The organism is Pseudomonas sp. P4_C8 (genome assembly GCF_056401975.1).
In genome coordinates this window covers 43,983-62,110 of the sequence record NZ_JBFUIH010000028.1, presented here as the reverse complement: position 1 = coordinate 62,110, position 18,128 = coordinate 43,983, and the positions used below count along the sequence as shown (strand labels likewise).

17 protein-coding genes are annotated in these 18,128 nt (G+C 58.4%); 8 read left to right on the top strand and 9 right to left on the bottom strand.

Annotation, left to right across the window (positions count from 1 at the left end; all coding sequences use genetic code 11):
* Positions 1-95 precede the first annotated feature (95 nt).
* The 4 genes from hflD to AC1DWM_RS18465 all read right to left on the bottom strand — a co-directional run bounded on the left by hflD (position 96) and on the right by AC1DWM_RS18465 (position 4,773).
* Positions 96-719, bottom strand: a complete 624-nt coding sequence (gene hflD / locus AC1DWM_RS18480) for a high frequency lysogenization protein HflD (RefSeq protein WP_223518249.1) — start codon at positions 717-719, stop codon at positions 96-98.
* Complete coding sequence (gene mnmA / locus AC1DWM_RS18475) at positions 716-1,849, bottom strand: tRNA 2-thiouridine(34) synthase MnmA (RefSeq protein WP_223518251.1); 1,134 nt, start codon at positions 1,847-1,849, stop codon at positions 716-718. The genes hflD and mnmA overlap by 4 nt, the downstream gene beginning before the upstream one ends.
* A 59-nt stretch (positions 1,850-1,908) precedes the next feature.
* Positions 1,909-2,355, bottom strand: coding sequence for an NUDIX hydrolase (locus tag AC1DWM_RS18470; RefSeq protein ID WP_223518254.1), 447 nt, complete (start codon positions 2,353-2,355; stop codon positions 1,909-1,911).
* Positions 2,356-2,547: 192 nt separating this feature from the next.
* The gene (locus tag AC1DWM_RS18465; RefSeq protein WP_477795821.1) at positions 2,548-4,773 is read right to left on the bottom strand and encodes an NADP-dependent isocitrate dehydrogenase; all 2,226 of its coding nucleotides are present in this window, start codon (positions 4,771-4,773) and stop codon (positions 2,548-2,550) included.
* Between the two features lie 493 nt (positions 4,774-5,266).
* Between AC1DWM_RS18465 and icd the strand changes: the two genes are divergently transcribed.
* A complete protein-coding gene (gene icd / locus AC1DWM_RS18460) occupies positions 5,267-6,523 on the top strand; it encodes an NADP-dependent isocitrate dehydrogenase (protein ID WP_223518276.1) in 1,257 nt (418 codons plus the stop codon).
* A 62-nt stretch (positions 6,524-6,585) separates the two neighbouring features.
* Here the strand turns inward: icd and AC1DWM_RS18455 are convergent, their stop codons facing one another.
* Positions 6,586-6,861, bottom strand: coding sequence for a cold shock domain-containing protein (locus tag AC1DWM_RS18455; RefSeq protein ID WP_477795820.1), 276 nt, complete (start codon positions 6,859-6,861; stop codon positions 6,586-6,588).
* Between the two features lie 225 nt (positions 6,862-7,086).
* Here AC1DWM_RS18455 and clpS point away from each other — a divergent pair, with 225 nt between their 5' ends.
* Positions 7,087-7,470 carry an ATP-dependent Clp protease adapter ClpS gene (clpS, locus tag AC1DWM_RS18450; RefSeq protein WP_020799529.1) on the top strand — a complete coding sequence of 128 codons (384 nt, stop codon included), beginning with the start codon at positions 7,087-7,089 and terminating at the stop codon, positions 7,468-7,470.
* Positions 7,471-7,500: 30 nt separating this feature from the next.
* Complete coding sequence (clpA, locus tag AC1DWM_RS18445) at positions 7,501-9,771, top strand: ATP-dependent Clp protease ATP-binding subunit ClpA (RefSeq protein ID WP_046032479.1); 2,271 nt, start codon at positions 7,501-7,503, stop codon at positions 9,769-9,771.
* A gap of 236 nt (positions 9,772-10,007) precedes the next feature.
* Here the strand turns inward: clpA and infA are convergent, their stop codons facing one another.
* The 4 genes from infA to trxB all read right to left on the bottom strand — a co-directional run bounded on the left by infA (position 10,008) and on the right by trxB (position 12,854).
* Positions 10,008-10,226, bottom strand: a complete 219-nt coding sequence (infA, locus tag AC1DWM_RS18440) for a translation initiation factor IF-1 (RefSeq protein ID WP_002553999.1) — start codon at positions 10,224-10,226, stop codon at positions 10,008-10,010.
* Positions 10,227-10,326: 100 nt separating this feature from the next.
* A complete protein-coding gene (locus AC1DWM_RS18435; protein ID WP_223518282.1) occupies positions 10,327-11,034 on the bottom strand; it encodes an arginyltransferase in 708 nt (235 codons plus the stop codon).
* Between the two features lie 112 nt (positions 11,035-11,146).
* On the bottom strand, positions 11,147-11,827 hold the full coding sequence (gene aat, locus AC1DWM_RS18430) for a leucyl/phenylalanyl-tRNA--protein transferase (RefSeq protein ID WP_223518287.1): 681 nt from the start codon (positions 11,825-11,827) through the stop codon (positions 11,147-11,149).
* A 67-nt stretch (positions 11,828-11,894) separates the two neighbouring features.
* Positions 11,895-12,854, bottom strand: coding sequence for a thioredoxin-disulfide reductase (gene trxB / locus AC1DWM_RS18425; RefSeq protein ID WP_477795819.1), 960 nt, complete (start codon positions 12,852-12,854; stop codon positions 11,895-11,897).
* A gap of 38 nt (positions 12,855-12,892) precedes the next feature.
* Between trxB and AC1DWM_RS18420 the strand changes: the two genes are divergently transcribed.
* The 5 genes from AC1DWM_RS18420 to crcB all read left to right on the top strand — a co-directional run bounded on the left by AC1DWM_RS18420 (position 12,893) and on the right by crcB (position 18,123).
* Positions 12,893-13,156, top strand: coding sequence for a hypothetical protein (locus AC1DWM_RS18420; RefSeq protein ID WP_223518292.1), 264 nt, complete (start codon positions 12,893-12,895; stop codon positions 13,154-13,156).
* A gap of 4 nt (positions 13,157-13,160) precedes the next feature.
* Positions 13,161-15,566 carry a DNA translocase FtsK gene (locus tag AC1DWM_RS18415; RefSeq protein ID WP_477795818.1) on the top strand — a complete coding sequence of 802 codons (2,406 nt, stop codon included), beginning with the start codon at positions 13,161-13,163 and terminating at the stop codon, positions 15,564-15,566.
* Between the two features lie 78 nt (positions 15,567-15,644).
* Positions 15,645-16,268 (top strand): outer membrane lipoprotein periplasmic chaperone LolA, encoded by a 624-nt coding sequence (gene lolA, locus AC1DWM_RS18410; RefSeq protein WP_223518296.1) that lies wholly within the window; start codon positions 15,645-15,647, stop codon positions 16,266-16,268.
* A 158-nt stretch (positions 16,269-16,426) separates the two neighbouring features.
* Positions 16,427-17,749, top strand: a complete 1,323-nt coding sequence (locus AC1DWM_RS18405; protein WP_111448954.1) for a replication-associated recombination protein A — start codon at positions 16,427-16,429, stop codon at positions 17,747-17,749.
* The gene (gene crcB, locus AC1DWM_RS18400) at positions 17,749-18,123 is read left to right on the top strand and encodes a fluoride efflux transporter CrcB (protein WP_223518297.1); all 375 of its coding nucleotides are present in this window, start codon (positions 17,749-17,751) and stop codon (positions 18,121-18,123) included. Before AC1DWM_RS18405 ends, crcB begins: the two co-directional genes overlap by 1 nt.
* Positions 18,124-18,128 lie beyond the last annotated feature (5 nt).

The following is an 18,128-nucleotide window of genomic DNA, read 5'->3' as shown; positions in this document are numbered from 1 at the left end:
ATGGGGCGCGTATCATACATGAAAAAATCCGCCGGTCCGTTGCCAACTGACCGGCGTATTACGCGTAATGCAGAGTAAATAGTTGTCTGCGCGACTTATTCGTTACGCATCAAGGGGTAAAGCTCTTTCAGCAACTTGCGGCGGCTGATCACCAGTTGCCAACGATGTCCGCCCAACTGCCGCCACAGGCGCGCCGAGCGAATCCCGGCCAGCAACAGGGCGCGGATTTTCGAGGCATTGCTCGGCTGCTGCAGGTTGCGCATGTCGCCGTGGACCTGAATCCGTTGGCGCAAGGTGCTCAGGGTGTCCTGGTACAGCGCGCCGCATGCGGCGATCACGTTTTCATGGGCTGGGCCGAAGTGTTCGACCTGGGATTGGATCTGCGGCAAGCGCTTGCCAATCACCTCCAGCATGTCGCCGCGCTTGGCCAGCTGACGCTCCAGGCCCAGCATCGCCAGTGCGTAACGCAAGGGCTCACGCTGAAGGGCGCTCGGGTCACGCTCAAGTGCGCCGACCAGGGCGCGATAACCTTCGCGCAGATTGATGTCATCACCGCCGTAGACTTCCAGCGTGTCCTTGGGGTCGCGAATCAGCAGGCTGCCGAGCATGCAGGTCAGGCCGGCTTCAGAGGTCTGGCCGCTCTTGGCAATCTTGTCGACGAGGACGGCGGCGAGAAACACGCCGCCCAGCGCCGTCAGTTGCTCCTGGGTCGGGCTCATTGTTGCTGGCCTTTGCTGGTCCATGGCTCGGCAATTTCGATCACTCCGCCTCCCAGGCAGATTTCACCGTCATAGAACACCACGGACTGGCCTGGGGTGACCGCGCGTTGCGGGTCATCGAAGGTTGCGCGGTAGCCGGTGGCGGTTTTCTCCAGCGTGCACGGCTGATCGCTCTGGCGATAGCGGACCTTGGCGGTCAGCTTGCGCGGTGCGGTCAAATCAATCGGGTTGACCCAATAGATGTCCGAGGCGAGCAGGGCACGGGAGAAGAGGTAAGGATGGTCATTGCCCTGGCCAACGATCAGCTCGTTGTGTTCCAGGTCCTTGATCAGCACGTACCACGGCTCGTCACTGGCGTCTTTCAAGCCGCCGATGCCCAGGCCCTGGCGCTGGCCGATGGTGTGGTACATCAAACCGTGGTGACGGCCGATCACTTCGCCTTCGGTGGTCTTGATTTCGCCGGGTTGCGCGGGCAGGTACTGCTTGAGAAAGTCGCTGAAGCGGCGTTCGCCGATGAAGCAGATGCCGGTGGAGTCCTTTTTCTTCGCAGTCGCCAGCTCGTATTTCTCGGCAATCGCGCGCACTTCGGGCTTTTCCAGTTCGCCGACCGGGAACAGGGTCTTGGCGATCTGTTCGCCGCCAACGGCGTGCAGGAAGTAGCTCTGGTCTTTGTTCGCGTCCAGGCCCTTGAGCAATTCGGTGCGGCCATCGATATCGCGGCGGCGCACGTAGTGGCCGGTGGCGATCAGGTCGGCACCCAGCATCATGGCGTAGTCGAGGAACGCCTTGAACTTGATCTCGCGGTTGCACAGGATGTCCGGGTTTGGCGTGCGCCCGGCCTTGTATTCGGCCAGGAAGTGCTCGAACACGTTGTCCCAGTACTCGGCGGCGAAGTTGGCGGTGTGCAGTTTGATACCAATTTTGTCGCACACGGCTTGAGCGTCCGCCAGGTCGTCCATGGCGGTGCAGTATTCCGTTCCATCGTCTTCTTCCCAGTTCTTCATGAACAGGCCTTCCACCTCGTAGCCCTGCTCGATCAGCAGGAGGGCGGAAACGGAAGAGTCCACGCCGCCGGACATACCGACAATGACGCGCTTCTTTTGTGTGTCAGAAGGGGCTGGATCACGCATAGGGATTCAATGAGTGTCTTGAAAAAGGACGCGATTCTAACAGGCCGGAGCCCGCAAGGCTAAAGAGAAGGGCGGATCAGTTCGAGACCGAAGTGTTTACCGTCCAGATAATCATCAATGCAGCGGATGATCAGCTCACTGCGCCAGTTTGCGCGCTGTTCCAGCAGTTCGTCACGCGTCAGCCACTTGGCGCCGACGATGCCGTCATCCAGCTGATAGTCCGGGTGGTGTTTGAGCGGTTTTGCGATGAAGCAGACCCGTTGGTAAGTCACGCCGTTGCTGGGGGCGGTGTAGAGGTAAATGCCGACGACGCCGGTCGGCTCGACGTCCCAGCCGGTTTCTTCGAGGGTTTCGCGGATGGCGGCTTCGGTCAGCGTTTCGTCCGGGTCCAGGTGGCCGGCCGGTTGATTGAGCACAACGCGGCCGTGTTTGAGTTCTTCGACCATCAGGAAGCGACCGTTGTCTTCGACGATGGTGGCGACGGTGATGTGGGGTAGCCAATCCATGAAATGCCCTCAATTTTGATTGTTGAAACACGAACCCTGTAGGAGCTGGCTTGCCAGCGAAGGCGTCAGGTCAGTCAATAAAGCGGTTGAATGACAGACCGCTTTCGCTGGCAAGCCAGCTCCTACAGGGGCGGGTTGTTCACAAACAGAAACCCCGGCACGGGGCCGGGGTTTCTTTGCATCCTTACAACCTTAAACCAGCGCAGCAACTGCTGCGTTGAAGGTTGCGCTCGGACGCATGGCTTTGCTGATCAGCTCGGCATCGGCGTGGTAGTAACCACCGATGTCCACTGGCTTGCCCTGAACGGCGTTGAGCTCGGCAACGATGGTTGCTTCGTTCTCGGCCAGGGTTTTGGCCAGAGTCGTGAACTGCGCTTGCAGTGCCGCGTCTTCAGTCTGGGCCGCCAGGGCTTGAGCCCAGTACAGCGCCAGGTAGAAGTGGCTGCCGCGGTTGTCGATGTTGCCGACTTTGCGCGATGGCGACTTGTTGTTGTCCAGGAACTGGCCGGTGGCCTGGTCCAGGGTCTTGGCCAGAACCAGCGCCTTAGGGTTGTTGTAGGTCACACCCAGGTGCTCAAGGGAAGCGGCCAGGGCCAGGAACTCGCCCAGGGAATCCCAGCGCAGGAAGTTTTCTTCCAGCAGTTGTTGAACGTGCTTCGGTGCCGAACCGCCAGCGCCGGTTTCGAACAGACCGCCGCCATTCATCAGCGGAACGATCGACAGCATCTTGGCGCTGGTGCCCAGTTCCATGATCGGGAACAGGTCAGTCAGGTAGTCGCGCAGTACGTTGCCGGTCACCGAAATGGTGTCCTTGCCTTCGCGAGTGCGGTCCAGGGTGAACTTCATCGCGTCGACTGGTGCCATGATCTGGATGTCCAGGCCGGACGTGTCGTGATCCTTCAGGTAAGCCTGAACTTTCTCGATCACTACGCCGTCGTGAGCGCGCATCGGGTCCAGCCAGAAAATCGCTGGCGTGCTGCTTGCGCGAGCGCGGTTGACGGCCAGTTTGACCCAGTCCTGGATTGGCGCGTCTTTGGTCTGGCACATGCGGAAGATGTCGCCGGCTTCAACCGATTGCTCCAGCAGCAGGGTGCCTTTGCTGTCGGTAACGCGGACAACGCCGTTGGCCTTGGTCTGGAAGGTCTTGTCGTGCGAACCGTACTCTTCGGCTTTTTTCGCCATCAGACCAACGTTTGGCACGCTGCCCATGGTGGTTGGGTCGAAAGCGCCGTTTGCCTTGCAGTCTTCGATGACCGCCTGGTAGATGGTCGCGTAGCAGCGATCCGGGATCACAGCCTTGGTGTCGTGCAGCTGGCCGTCAGTGCCCCACATTTTGCCGGAGTCACGGATCATTGCCGGCATCGAGGCGTCGACGATGACGTCGCTCGGCACGTGCAGGTTGGTGATGCCTTTGTCGGAGTTGACCATGGCCAGCGACGGACGAGCGGCGTAGACCGCCTGAATGTCGGCTTCGATGGCAGCTTGCTGTTCAGCCGGCAGGGCTTTTATGCGAGCGTACAGGTCGCCGATGCCGTTGTTCAGGTTGAACCCGATCTGTGCCAGCACGTCAGCGTGCTTGGCCAGTGCGTCTTTATAGAACTCGGCAACGATCTGGCCGAACATGATCGGGTCGGAGACCTTCATCATGGTGGCTTTGAGGTGAACCGACAGCAGCACGCCTTTGGCTTTGGCGTCTTCGATCTCGGCAGCAATGAAGCTGCGCAGAGCGTTTTTGCTCATGACCGCGCAATCGAGAATCTCACCGGCTTGTACGGTGGTTTTTTCTTTCAGGACGGTGGTAGTGCCGTCTTGAGCGATCAGTTCGATTTTGACGGCGTCAGCGGCTTCGATCAGGGCGGCTTTTTCGCTGCCGTAGAAATCACCGGTGCTCATGTGCGCGACGTGAGACTTGGAGTCCGCAGCCCAGGCGCCCATTTTGTGAGGGTGCTTGCGCGCGTAGTTCTTGACCGACAGCGGTGCACGACGATCGGAGTTGCCTTCGCGCAGAACCGGGTTCACGGCGCTGCCCTTGATTTTGTCGTAGCGCGACTTGGCGAGCTTGTCGGCGTCGCTGGTCACGGTTTCCGGGTAGTCAGGAAGTGCGAAACCCTGGGCTTGCAGTTCTTTGATTGCCGCTTGCAGCTGCGGAACAGAGGCGCTGATGTTTGGCAGCTTGATGATGTTGGCTTCAGGCGTAACGGCCAGGTCGCCCAGTTCGGCGAGGTGGTCGGCTACGGCTTTGTCACCCAGTTGCTCGGGGAAGCTGGCCAGAATGCGTCCTGCAAGAGAGATATCGCGGGTTTCAACGGCGATATCAGCCGAGGCGGTGAACGCCTCTACGATAGGCAACAGTGAATAGGTGGCGAGGGCTGGGGCTTCGTCGGTGAAGGTATAGATGATCTTCGAGCGGGTGGGCATATTCGGATTAACTCTCTCTTCTTTGCTAAAGCGTGCGCAGAAACTCGAGGGGCGCCGGGTAAGCGCGTTCGTTCAAAGTCATCCATGAGCCGAATATCGAGATTTCGTTGCTGTGATGTTGGGTGCATCAGTAGGGCGTCAAGCGTTCGGGCTGCGGTAACAGACCGGCTTTTCCGGCGGAAAGGCTCATCATAGAGCCGTCCAGCCTTCGTGACCCTTTAGTCAGCGGCGGCATTATACATAGGTAGCTGGCAATCTGCCGATGGTTCATGCATGACAATTCTCGTCCATTGGTCTAAAGGTCGCAGGGGCGAGTGGGGCGTAGAGTCATTCGTCGTGCTTGAGTTTGGCGCTTTTCCCTTTGCTTTCAGGCTTGTAGCCCGCGAGTCATGCAGCTTTGCGGCAGATGGATGGAACATAGGGTTTGCGCGCCGATTTAACTGGGTTACGCTCGAACGAAGCCAGATGTTCAATCCAAACAATGGAGTTCAGCATGGGATACAAGAAGATTCAGGTTCCAGCCGTCGGCGACAAAATCACCGTCAATGCGGACCATTCTCTCAATGTTCCTAACAACCCGATCATTCCCTTCATCGAAGGCGATGGTATTGGTGTTGATATCAGCCCGGTCATGATCAAGGTTGTCGATGCTGCTGTTAAGAAGGCTTACGGCGGCGAGCGCAAAATTTCCTGGATGGAAGTCTACGCCGGGGAGAAAGCGACTCAGGTTTACGATCAGGACACCTGGCTACCTCAGGAAACCCTGGACGCGGTCAAGGATTACGTGGTTTCCATCAAGGGCCCTCTGACCACTCCGGTCGGTGGCGGCATTCGTTCCCTGAACGTGGCCCTGCGTCAGCAACTCGACCTTTATGTGTGCCTGCGCCCTGTGCGCTGGTTCGAAGGCGTGCCTAGCCCGGTGAAAAAGCCAGGCGACGTCGACATGACGATCTTCCGTGAGAACTCGGAAGACATCTACGCCGGTATCGAGTGGAAAGCCGGTTCGCCAGAAGCGACCAAAGTCATCAAGTTCCTCAAAGATGAAATGGGTGTCACCAAGATCCGTTTCGACGAAAACTGCGGTATCGGCATCAAGCCGGTTTCGCTGCAAGGCACCAAGCGTCTGGCGCGCAAGGCCTTGCAGTATGTGGTCGACAACGATCGCGACTCGCTGACCATCGTGCACAAAGGCAACATCATGAAGTTCACCGAAGGTGCCTTCAAGGAATGGGCCTACGAAGTGGCCGCTGAAGAGTTCGGCGCGACCCTGCTCGACGGTGGTCCGTGGATGCAGTTCAAGAACCCGAAAACCGGCAAGAATGTCATCGTCAAGGATGCCATCGCCGACGCCATGCTCCAGCAGATCCTGCTGCGCCCGGCCGAGTACGATGTAATCGCGACCCTGAACCTGAACGGCGACTACCTCTCCGACGCCCTGGCGGCGGAAGTGGGCGGTATCGGTATCGCACCGGGTGCCAACCTGTCTGACACCATTGCCATGTTCGAAGCGACCCACGGTACTGCGCCGAAGTACGCCGGCAAGGATCAGGTCAACCCGGGTTCGCTGATCCTGTCTGCTGAAATGATGCTGCGCCACATGGGCTGGACCGAAGCGGCGGATCTGATCATCAAGGGCACCAACGGAGCGATCTCCGCCAAGACCGTGACCTATGACTTCGAACGTCTGATGGATGGGGCGACGCTGCTGTCTTCGTCTGCGTTTGGTGATGCGCTGATCTCGCATATGTAAGCGAATCGGCACTAAAAAAACCGCCTTCGGGCGGTTTTTTTATGACTGGATGACGGGTTGCGTCAGCTCGACACTTTTTCTTCTTCGATAACAGGCACTGCCCGTTCGGTTTCTGCAGCCGTGATTTTTACGGCATGCAGCCCTTTGGGGCCCTGCACGATATCGAAGTTTACAGCTTGCCCAGCCTTGAGCGTTTTGTAGCCGTCCATCTCGATGGCCGAATAGTGGGCAAAGAAATCGATGTCCTTGCCATCCTCGTCACGACCTTCTCTGGCGTCGGTGTTAATGAAACCGAATCCCTTGGCATTGTTGAACCATTTCACCTTGCCGACTGACATGCTCATATCCCTCTGCAACAGACTCCATCACTGGAGTATCATCCAGTACATCCGCAGCCGGTCTCTATAATTAATATTGACTCCGCGGACCTTTTTTACCCACTGTGGGCTCTATTGGTTGTAACACCGTTTTTCCGATAGTCAAGGTGACCGGGCGGTCAGTGTTGAAATCGTCCATAACCGCCCCCACCACTGTATTAGCACAACTGACGAACCTTTCTTTCCATGCATGCAATCAGCCAGATTCGACTAACATTCAATCAGGATCGCCCGACTCTCCAGAAAGATCGCCCGGAGGAACACGACGACGATTCCGCAGGCATTGCTGTTCAGGAGGCGAAGCCTGCGTTACAGGCACCGCCGATGTACAAGGTGGTTTTGTTCAACGATGACTACACACCGATGGATTTCGTCGTCGAAGTGCTCGAGGTGTTTTTTAACCTGAATCGCGAGCTGGCGACCAAGGTCATGCTGGCCGTCCATACAGAAGGACGGGCAGTATGTGGAGTGTTTACCCGCGACATTGCCGAGACAAAGGCCATGCAGGTCAACCAGTACGCCAGGGAAAGCCAGCATCCGCTACTCTGTGAAATCGAGAAGGACGGTTAATCGCCGACCACTTGGGTATGAGGTGAAGCTATGTTAAACCGCGAGCTCGAAGTCACCCTCAATCTAGCCTTCAAGGAGGCTCGTTCGAAGCGTCATGAGTTCATGACTGTCGAACATCTCCTGCTGGCCCTATTGGACAATGAGGCTGCCGCCACCGTTTTGCGTGCCTGCGGCGCAAACCTCGACAAACTCAAGCATGACCTGCAGGAGTTCATCGACTCCACCACGCCATTGATCCCCGTTCATGATGAGGATCGCGAAACCCAGCCAACCCTGGGCTTCCAGCGTGTACTGCAGCGTGCTGTTTTCCACGTACAGAGCTCGGGCAAGCGTGAAGTGACTGGCGCCAACGTGCTGGTCGCCATTTTCAGTGAGCAAGAGAGTCAGGCAGTGTTCCTGCTGAAACAGCAGAGCGTTGCGCGCATTGATGTCGTCAACTACATCGCTCATGGCATTTCCAAAGTGCCTGGGCATGGCGATCACTCTGAAGGTGAGCAAGATATGCAGGACGACGAGGGCGGTGAGTCTTCTTCTTCTGGCAATCCTCTGGATGCTTATGCCAGCAACCTCAACGAACTCGCGCGCCAGGGTCGAATCGATCCATTGGTAGGCCGTGAGCTGGAAGTCGAGCGCGTTGCGCAGATTCTGGCGCGTCGCCGAAAAAACAATCCGCTGCTGGTGGGCGAGGCGGGCGTGGGTAAAACCGCGATTGCCGAAGGCCTGGCCAAACGCATTGTCGACAACCAGGTGCCGGACCTGCTGGCCAACAGCGTGGTGTACTCCCTCGACTTGGGCGCGTTGCTGGCCGGGACCAAATACCGTGGCGATTTCGAGAAGCGCTTCAAGGCGCTGCTCAATGAGCTGAAAAAACGTCCGCAGGCGATCCTGTTCATCGACGAAATCCACACCATTATCGGTGCGGGTGCCGCGTCAGGTGGCGTCATGGATGCCTCGAACCTGCTCAAGCCGCTACTGTCCTCGGGTGATATCCGTTGCATCGGTTCGACCACGTTCCAGGAGTTTCGCGGGATCTTCGAGAAGGACCGTGCCTTGGCCCGGCGCTTCCAGAAGGTCGATGTGTCGGAGCCTTCGGTGGAAGACACCATTGGCATCCTGCGCGGCCTGAAAGGTCGTTTCGAAGCGCACCACAACATCGAATACAGTGATGAGGCGCTGCGTGCGGCTGCTGAGCTGGCTTCGCGTTACATCAATGACCGGCACATGCCGGACAAGGCCATCGACGTCATCGACGAGGCGGGCGCCTATCAGCGTCTGCAACCGATCGAGAAGCGCGTAAAACGCATCGAAGTGCCTCAAGTCGAGGACATCGTTGCGAAAATCGCGCGGATTCCGCCTAAGCACGTCACCAGTTCCGACAAAGAACTGCTGCGTAACCTTGAGCGTGACCTGAAGCTGACCGTATTTGGCCAGGATGCCGCCATCGACTCGTTGTCGACGGCGATCAAACTGTCCCGTGCCGGCCTCAAATCGCCTGACAAGCCTGTCGGTTCGTTCCTGTTCGCAGGGCCGACCGGTGTCGGTAAAACCGAAGCGGCGCGTCAGCTGGCCAAGGCGTTGGGCATCGAGCTGGTTCGCTTCGACATGTCCGAGTACATGGAGCGCCACACCGTATCGCGTCTGATCGGTGCGCCTCCAGGTTACGTCGGGTTCGATCAGGGCGGACTGCTGACCGAAGCCATCACCAAGCAGCCTCACTGCGTGCTGTTGCTCGATGAAATCGAGAAGGCGCATCCGGAAGTCTTCAACCTGCTGCTGCAGGTCATGGACCACGGTACGCTGACCGATAACAACGGGCGCAAAGCGGATTTCCGTAACGTGATCGTCATCATGACGACCAACGCCGGTGCCGAAACAGCGGCGCGTGCTTCGATCGGTTTCACCCATCAGGACCACTCGTCCGATGCGATGGAAGTGATCAAGAAGAGCTTCACGCCAGAGTTCCGCAACCGTCTGGACACCATTATCCAGTTTGGTCGCCTCAGCCATGAGGTCATCAAAAGCGTGGTGGACAAGTTCCTCACCGAGCTTCAGGCGCAGCTGGAAGACAAGCGCGTGCAGCTGGAAGTGACGGACGCAGCGCGCAGCTGGCTGGCAGCGGGTGGCTACGACACAGCAATGGGTGCGCGTCCAATGGCGCGTTTGATCCAGGACAAGATCAAGCGTCCACTGGCCGAAGAGATCCTCTTTGGCGAACTGGCCGACCATGGCGGTGTGGTGCATATCGATCTGAAGGACGGCGAGCTGACCTTCGAGTTCGAGACCACGGCTGAAATGGCCTGACGTTAAATCGCGACAAAGCAAAAGGCGCCGAGAGGCGCCTTTTTGCTGTCTGGAGAACACCCGAGATCAACTGTAGGAGCTGGCTTGCCAGCGATAGCTATGGATCAGGCAACACTAATACAAGACATGCCGACGCCTTCGCTGGCAAGCCAGCTCCTACATGGGGTCGGCGTGCTGCATCAAATCGCAGGCAAACAAAAACGCCCGGCAGAGCCGGGCGTTTTGTATTGACTTGATTAGCGAGCGCGGTAAGTGATGCGCCCTTTGCTCAAGTCATAGGGCGTCAGCTCGACGCGCACTTTGTCACCGGTAAGAATACGGATGTAGTTCTTGCGCATCTTGCCGGAGATATGCGCGGTTACGACGTGCCCATTTTCCAACTCCACACGAAACATGGTGTTGGGCAGGGTGTCGACGACAGTGCCTTCCATTTCGAAGCTGTCTTCTTTCGACATGCAGTAAAGCCCTCGGTGTCCAATGAATGGCCCGGTGCAACTGCGCCAGGCAAAAGCGGCGTGCATTGTGCCCGAAAAATGGGGTTTAAGCCAAGGGGTTCTAGTTCAGGATGACCCAGCGTTGATTAATCAGCAGCTCGATAGGCCGATATTGGGTCTTGTAGCTCATTTTTTTGCAGTTTTTGATCCAGTAGCCGAGGTAGACGGCGTCCAGTCCGAGGCGGCGTGTCTCGCCGATCTGCCAGAGAATCGCGTAACGCCCCAGGCTGCGGCGTTCTTCGCCGGGTTCGTAAAAGGTATACACCGCCGACAGACCGTTCGGCAGTAAGTCGGTGACAGCCACCGCCAGCAGTCGCCCCTCGAGACGAAATTCGTAGAAGCGCGAGAACGGCAGGTCGCGCACCAGGAAGGTCGCGAATTGATCGCGACTTGGCGGGTACATGTCACCATCGGCGTGACGCTGTTCGATATAGCGCTGATAGAGGCCGAAATACTCTTCGGTGAACTGTGCTCTGGAAGGGCGAACCTGCAGGTCGGCATTGCGTTTGAAAATGCGTTTCTGTTGGCGGTTGGGGGTAAATTGCGCAACAGGGATGCGCGCCGGCACGCACGCATTGCAGTTCTGGCAATGTGGCCGGTAAAGATGATCGCCACTGCGACGAAAACCCATTTCAGACAAATCTGCGTAGACATGCACATCCATGGGCTGGCTTGGGTCGAGGAACAGGGTTGTAGCCTGTTCATCTGGCAGATAGCTGCAAGAGTGGGGCTGAGTGGCATAGAACTTCAAACGCGCCAACTCGGTCATGATCAACCCTCGGGATAAGCTTTGATTGGGGGCGTTCATTCTCAATGAGTTTCACCGCCGCGAAACTCGTTGAGAGCGCCCCCTAAGTGTAAGCCACGCGCGCAAAAGTCGCTCAGCAAACCCAGGTTGCGCGATTGGGTTGATCCAGATGCTGCGCCAGGTAGCCAGCAAATTCGCGGCGGGGAATCGCCCGTGCGCCGAGGCTGTGCAGATGATCGGTCGGCATCTGGCAGTCGATCAGCACAAAACCCGAGTCTTTCAGATGTCGCACCAGTGTGGCAAAGCCATATTTGGACGCATTGTCGGCGCGGCTGAACATGGACTCACCAAAAAACAGTTGGCCCATGGCCAGGCCGTAGAGCCCGCCAACCAGCTCGTCCTGCTCCCAGACTTCCACCGAATGCGCGTGACCACGCCTGTGCAGTTCTATGTAAGCGTCTTGCATGGCCTGGGTGATCCAGGTGCCATCGGCGTAATCGCGCGGGGCTGCGCAAGCGCGGATGACGGCGGCGAAATCCTGATCGAAGGTCACTTGATAGCGCTGTTGGCGCAGCAATTTCGCCAGGCTGCGGGAAACATGCAGTTCGTCGGGAAACAGCACCGTACGCGGATCCGGCGACCACCAGAGAATCGGCTGGCCTTCGGAGAACCACGGAAAACATCCGTGGCGATAGGCCTGAATCAGACGATCGGCAGATAGATCGCCACCCGCAGCCAGCAGCCCGTTGGGGTCGCGCATGGCTTTTTCCAGCGGGGGGAAGGTCAGGGTATTGCGTTGTAACCAAGTCAGCATGGCATCCGGGCTTGCAGAAGGGGAGGGGCGGTGGGGCGGGCTGATGGGCCCGCCGTAAAGTGTGCCGTTAAACGCCGGGAATGTCGTCGAGGTATTTCTCGGCGTCCAGCGCGGCCATGCAACCGGCCCCGGCCGACGTGACGGCTTGGCGGTAAACATGATCGGCGACATCGCCGGCGGCAAACACGCCTGGGATTGCGGTGGCGGTGGCGTCGCCTTCGTTGCCGCTTTTGACCCGCAGATAGCCATCGCGCATGGCCAGTTGATCGACAAACAGATCGGTGTTGGGTTTGTGGCCGATGGCGATGAACACCCCGGCCAGCGTCAATTCGCGGGTTTCGCCGGTCTGGCTGTCGCGCAGGCGGGCGCCGGTCACGCCGCTGGTATCGCCCAGCACTTCATCCAGATTCTGATTCCAGTGCAGTCGAATATTGCCGTTGGCCGCCTTTTCGAACAGTTTGTCCTGGAGAATCTTTTCCGAGCGCAACTTATCGCGGCGGTGAATCAGATGGACTTCCTTGGCGATGTTCGACAGGTACAAGGCTTCTTCAACAGCGGTATTGCCGCCACCGACCACTGCCACCACCTGATTGCGGTAAAAGAAGCCGTCGCAGGTGGCGCAGGCTGAAACGCCCTTGCCGGCGAACTTCTCTTCCGAGGGCAACCCCAGATATTGCGCCGAAGCGCCGGTGGCGATAATCAGGGCGTCACAGGTGTAGGTGCCGCCGTCGCCGATGAGTTCGAATGGGCGTTGTTGCAACTTGGCGGTATGGATGTGGTCGTAAACGATCTCTGTGTCAAAGCGTTCGGCGTGTCTTTGCATGCGTTCCATCAGCACCGGGCCGGTGAGGCCTTCGACGTCGCCGGGCCAGTTGTCGACTTCGACGGTGGTGGTGAGCTGGCCACCTGCCTGTATGCCGGTAATGACAACGGGTTTGAGGTTAGCGCGGGCGGCATAAACGGCTGCGCTGTAACCGGCAGGGCCGGAACCCAGAATGATCAGACGTGAATGCTTCGCTTCGCTCATAAAAACACCTCATAAGCCTTTGTCACGAAAGAGAATGCATGCTCAAATTGACCGCACGTCAAGGTGCTTTTGGCTATGCTATACCCAGTGTCTCAAGCATGGCGTCGGACGGACAAACCCGTACAATGCCTGCGTGCAAGGGGGGTTGTAACAAAATAAGCAGTGCACGCCGTGTTTATAAAACACTGGGTGCAGTGTTAAAAGTAGTCCCGGTTGCGCCTGTTAACTTTTTTACCTGCCTGGATTGGGCAGTTTTTATAGTCATTCAACAGATGGACGCGCCCCAGGCGCAGGAAAAGTAACGTTTTGAAGAAATCCACGGCAGCACCCAAAACAGTCGTTCCGCTCTGGCGCCAGCATTTGCACTACCGGCTCAAGGAAGGTGCATTGATCGCCATTGGCGCCTTGTGCCTGTTCCTGATGATGGCCTTGTTGACTTACGGCAAGGACGATCCGGGCTGGAGCCATAACAGCAAGATTGATGACGTGCAGAATTTCGGCGGCCCGGCCGGTTCTTACAGTGCCGATATCCTGTTCATGGTGCTGGGCTACTTCGCCTACATTTTCCCGTTGTTGCTCGCGGTCAAGGTCTATCAGATCTTCCGTCAGCGCCACGAATCTTGGCAGTGGAGCGGCTGGCTGTTCTCCTGGCGCCTGATTGGCCTGGTGTTTCTGGTACTGTCGGGTGCTGCGCTGGCGCACATCCATTTCCATGCCGCCACGGGTCTGCCGGCAGGTGCCGGTGGTGCGTTGGGTGAAAGCCTCGGCGATCTGGCCAGGAACGCGCTGAACATCCAGGGCAGCACACTGCTGTTCATCGCGCTGTTCCTGTTCGGCCTAACGGTGTTTACCGACCTGTCGTGGTTCAAGGTGATGGACCTCACCGGCAAGATCACCCTCGACCTGTTCGAACTGTTCCAGGGCGCGGCTAATCGCTGGTGGGCGGCCCGTAACGAACGCAAGCAACTGGTGGCGCAACTGCGTGAAGTCGACGATCGCGTGAATGAGGTGGTCGCGCCAACCGTCACCGACAAACGCGAGCAGGCCAAGGTCAAGGAACGCCTGATCGAACGTGAGCAAGCCCTGAGCAAGCACATGTCGGAACGCGAGAAGCAGGTGCCGCCGGTCATTGCACCAGCGCCGCCGAAACCGGCTGCACCGAGCCAGCGAGTGGAAAAAGAGAAACAGACGCCGTTGTTCGTCGACAGCGCCGTGGAAGGCACCTTGCCGCCGATCTCGATTCTCGACCCCGCGGAAAAGAAACAACTCAATTACTCGCCCGAATCCCTGGCTGCGGTTGGCCATTTGCTGGAAATCAAGCTCAAGGAATTTGGCGTCGAAGTCTCGGTGGATTCGATTCACCCAGGCCCGGTGATTACCCGTTACGAAATTCAGCCGGCCGCTGGTGTGAAGGTCAGCCGCATCTCCAACCTGGCGAAAGACCTGGCGCGTTCCCTGGCCGTGACCAGCGTGCGTGTGGTTGAAGTGATTCCGGGCAAGACTACCGTCGGTATCGAGATTCCTAACGAAGACCGGCAGATCGTGCGCTTCTCCGAAGTGCTGTCGACCCCCGAGTACGACAACTTCAAGTCGCCGGTCACCCTGGCCCTCGGTCACGACATCGGCGGCAAGCCGGTCATCACCGACCTGGCAAAAATGCCGCACTTGCTGGTGGCCGGTACCACCGGTTCCGGTAAGTCGGTGGGCGTGAACGCGATGATCCTGTCGATCCTGTTCAAGTCTGGCCCGGAAGACGCCAAACTGATCATGATCGACCCGAAAATGCTTGAACTGTCGATCTACGAAGGCATTCCGCACCTGTTGTGCCCGGTCGTGACCGATATGAAGGACGCGGCCAACGCCCTGCGCTGGAGCGTGGCGGAGATGGAACGCCGCTACAAGCTGATGGCGAAGATGGGCGTGCGTAACCTGTCCGGCTTCAACGCCAAGGTCAAGGAAGCCCAGGACGCCGGCACGCCGCTGACCGACCCACTGTACAAGCGCGAAAGCATTCACGATGAAGCACCGCTGCTGACCAAGTTGCCGACCATCGTCGTGGTCGTCGACGAGTTCGCCGACATGATGATGATCGTCGGCAAGAAGGTTGAAGAACTGATCGCCCGTATCGCCCAAAAGGCCCGAGCTGCCGGTATCCACTTGATCCTCGCCACCCAGCGTCCGTCGGTGGACGTGATCACCGGTCTGATCAAGGCCAACATTCCGACGCGTATGGCGTTCCAGGTATCGAGCAAGATCGACTCCCGGACCATCATCGATCAGGGCGGCGCCGAGCAGCTGCTGGGTCACGGTGACATGCTCTACATGCCGCCGGGCACCAGTCTGCCGATTCGTGTTCACGGCGCGTTCGTGTCCGATGACGAGGTTCACCGCGTGGTGGAGGCCTGGAAGCTGCGCGGTGCTCCGGAATACAACGACGACATCCTCGCCGGTGTCGAAGAAGCCGGCAGCGGCTTCGAGAATGGCGGTGGTGGTGGCGATGATGATGCCGAAACCGATGCGCTTTACGACGAAGCGGTGCAGTTCGTCCTGGAAAGCCGTCGTGCGTCCATCTCTGCGGTTCAGCGCAAACTGAAAATCGGCTACAACCGCGCCGCACGCATGATCGAAGCCATGGAAATGGCCGGGGTCGTGACGTCCATGAACACCAACGGTTCGCGTGAAGTCCTGGCCCCGGGCCCGGTGCGCGACTGATTTGAATCGCCTCCTTGAATTGAAAAGCGGTGGCGCACACGCGCCGCCCGATCCCCCACGAATGTTATGAGGACTCCCATGCGTCTTATCCGCATGCTGTTGCTGCCGGTACTGGCTTTGACCACGCTCCAGGCTAACGCCGATGACAAGGACGTGGCGCGCCTGACCCAATTGCTGGAAAAATCCCAGACATTGACTGCCCGTTTCTCCCAGCTGACCCTCGACGGCAGCGGCACCCAGTTGCAGGAAACCGCAGGCGAAATGTCGTTGCAGCGTCCGGGCCTGTTCTACTGGCATACCAATGCGCCGGCTGAACAAACCATGGTCTCCGACGGCAAGAAGGTCACCCTGTGGGACCCGGATCTGGAACAGGCCACGATCAAGAAACTCGATCAACGCCTGACCCAGACGCCTGCACTGCTGTTGTCCGGTGACGTGTCCAAGATCAGCCAGAGCTTCGACATCAGCGCCAAGGAGGCTGGCGGCGTGATCGACTTCACCTTGAAGCCCAAGACCAAGGACACCCTGTTCGACAGTCTGCGCCTGTCGTTCCGCAATGGCTTGGTCAACGACATGCAGATGATCGACAGTGTCGGCCAGCGCACCAATATTCTGTTCACTGGCGTGAAGGCCAACGAGCCTATCCCGGCCTCCAAATTCAAGTTCGATATCCCCAAGGGTGCGGACGTGATCCAGGAATAAAACGCAAAACCTGTAGGAGCGAGCCTGCTCGCGAAGAGGGAGTGTCAGTCGCCATCAATGTTGTCTGACACACCGCATTCGCGAGCAGGCTCGCTCCCACAGGGGCCCGGCGGTGTTCAAGTTATTGGTTGATAGTCAGTGAGGTTTCGCAAGTAGTGATGGACCTGTTTCGCAGTGCCCCGATAGCTCAGCCCTTGGCCGCCCGCTTGCGTGCGGCCAATCTGGATGAGTACGTCGGCCAGGAACACCTGCTCGCTCGCGGCAAGCCTTTGCGCGAAGCCCTGGAGCAGGGTGCCCTGCATTCGATGATTTTCTGGGGGCCGCCGGGCGTGGGCAAAACCACCCTGGCGCGGTTGCTGGCGGAAGTCTCGGATGCGCACTTCGAAACGGTCTCTGCCGTGCTGGCCGGTGTGAAGGAAATCCGTCAGGCGGTGGAAATCGCCAAGCAACAGGCCGGGCAGTACGGCAGGCGCACCATTTTGTTTGTCGATGAAGTGCACCGCTTCAACAAGTCGCAGCAGGATGCTTTCCTGCCGTACGTTGAAGACGGCACGCTGATTTTCATCGGCGCGACCACCGAAAACCCCTCATTCGAACTCAATAACGCGTTGCTCTCCCGGGCCCGCGTCTATGTGCTCAAAAGCCTCGACGAAGCAGCCCTGCGCAAGTTGGTGCATCGCGCACTGACCGAAGAACGTGGCCTGGGCAAGCGGCAGCTGACCCTCAGCGATGAAGGTTTCCAGATGCTGCTGTCCGCCGCCGATGGCGATGGCCGGCGGCTGCTGAATTTGCTGGAAAACGCCTCGGACCTGGCCGAAGACAACAGCGAGATCGGCGTCGATCTGCTGCAAAGTCTGCTCGGTGATACCCGCCGACGTTTCGACAAGGGCGGAGAAGCGTTTTACGACCAGATTTCCGCGCTGCACAAATCCGTACGCGGCTCCAATCCCGACGGTGCGCTGTATTGGTTTGCACGGATGATAGACGGCGGTTGCGATCCGCTGTATCTGGCCCGGCGCGTGGTGCGCATGGCCAGCGAAGACATCGGTAATGCCGACCCGCGCGCCCTGAGCCTGTGCCTGGCAGCGTGGGAGGTGCAAGAGCGCCTGGGCAGCCCCGAAGGTGAGTTGGCGGTGGCCCAAGCCATCACGTATCTGGCCTGCGCGCCGAAAAGCAACGCGGTGTACATGGGCTTCAAGGCAGCGATGCGCAGCGCCACCGAACACGGTTCGCTGGAAGTGCCGCTGCACCTGCGTAACGCTCCGACCAAACTGATGAAACAACTCGGTTACGGCGACGAATACCGTTACGCCCATGATGAGCCGGATGCCTACGCGGCAGGCGAAGATTATTTCCCGGAAGAACTCGAACCGCAGCCGTTCTATCAGCCGGTGCCACGCGGCCTGGAGTTAAAGATTGGCGAGAAGCTCAATCACCTCGCCCAGCTTGACCGTTTAAGTCCCCGGCAGCGGAGAAAATAGTGATTCCATTGGTCATTGCGGTGTCCATCGGCGGTGTCGCCGGCACGCTGTTGCGTTTTGCCACCGGAAACTGGATCAACGCTAATTGGCCGCGGCACTTCTATACCGCGACGCTGGCCGTTAATATCGTGGGCTGTTTGCTGATCGGCGTTCTATACGGTCTGTTTTTGATACGCCCGGAAGTGCCGTTTGAGGTGCGCGCCGGGTTGATCGTCGGCTTCCTCGGAGGGCTGACGACTTTTTCATCCTTTTCACTGGATACGGTGCGCTTGCTGGAAAGCGGGCAAGTGCCGCTGGCTTTGGGCTATGCGACGCTCAGCGTATTCGGCGGGCTGCTTGCCACCTGGGCCGGCCTGTCCTTGACCAAACTTTGATAAAC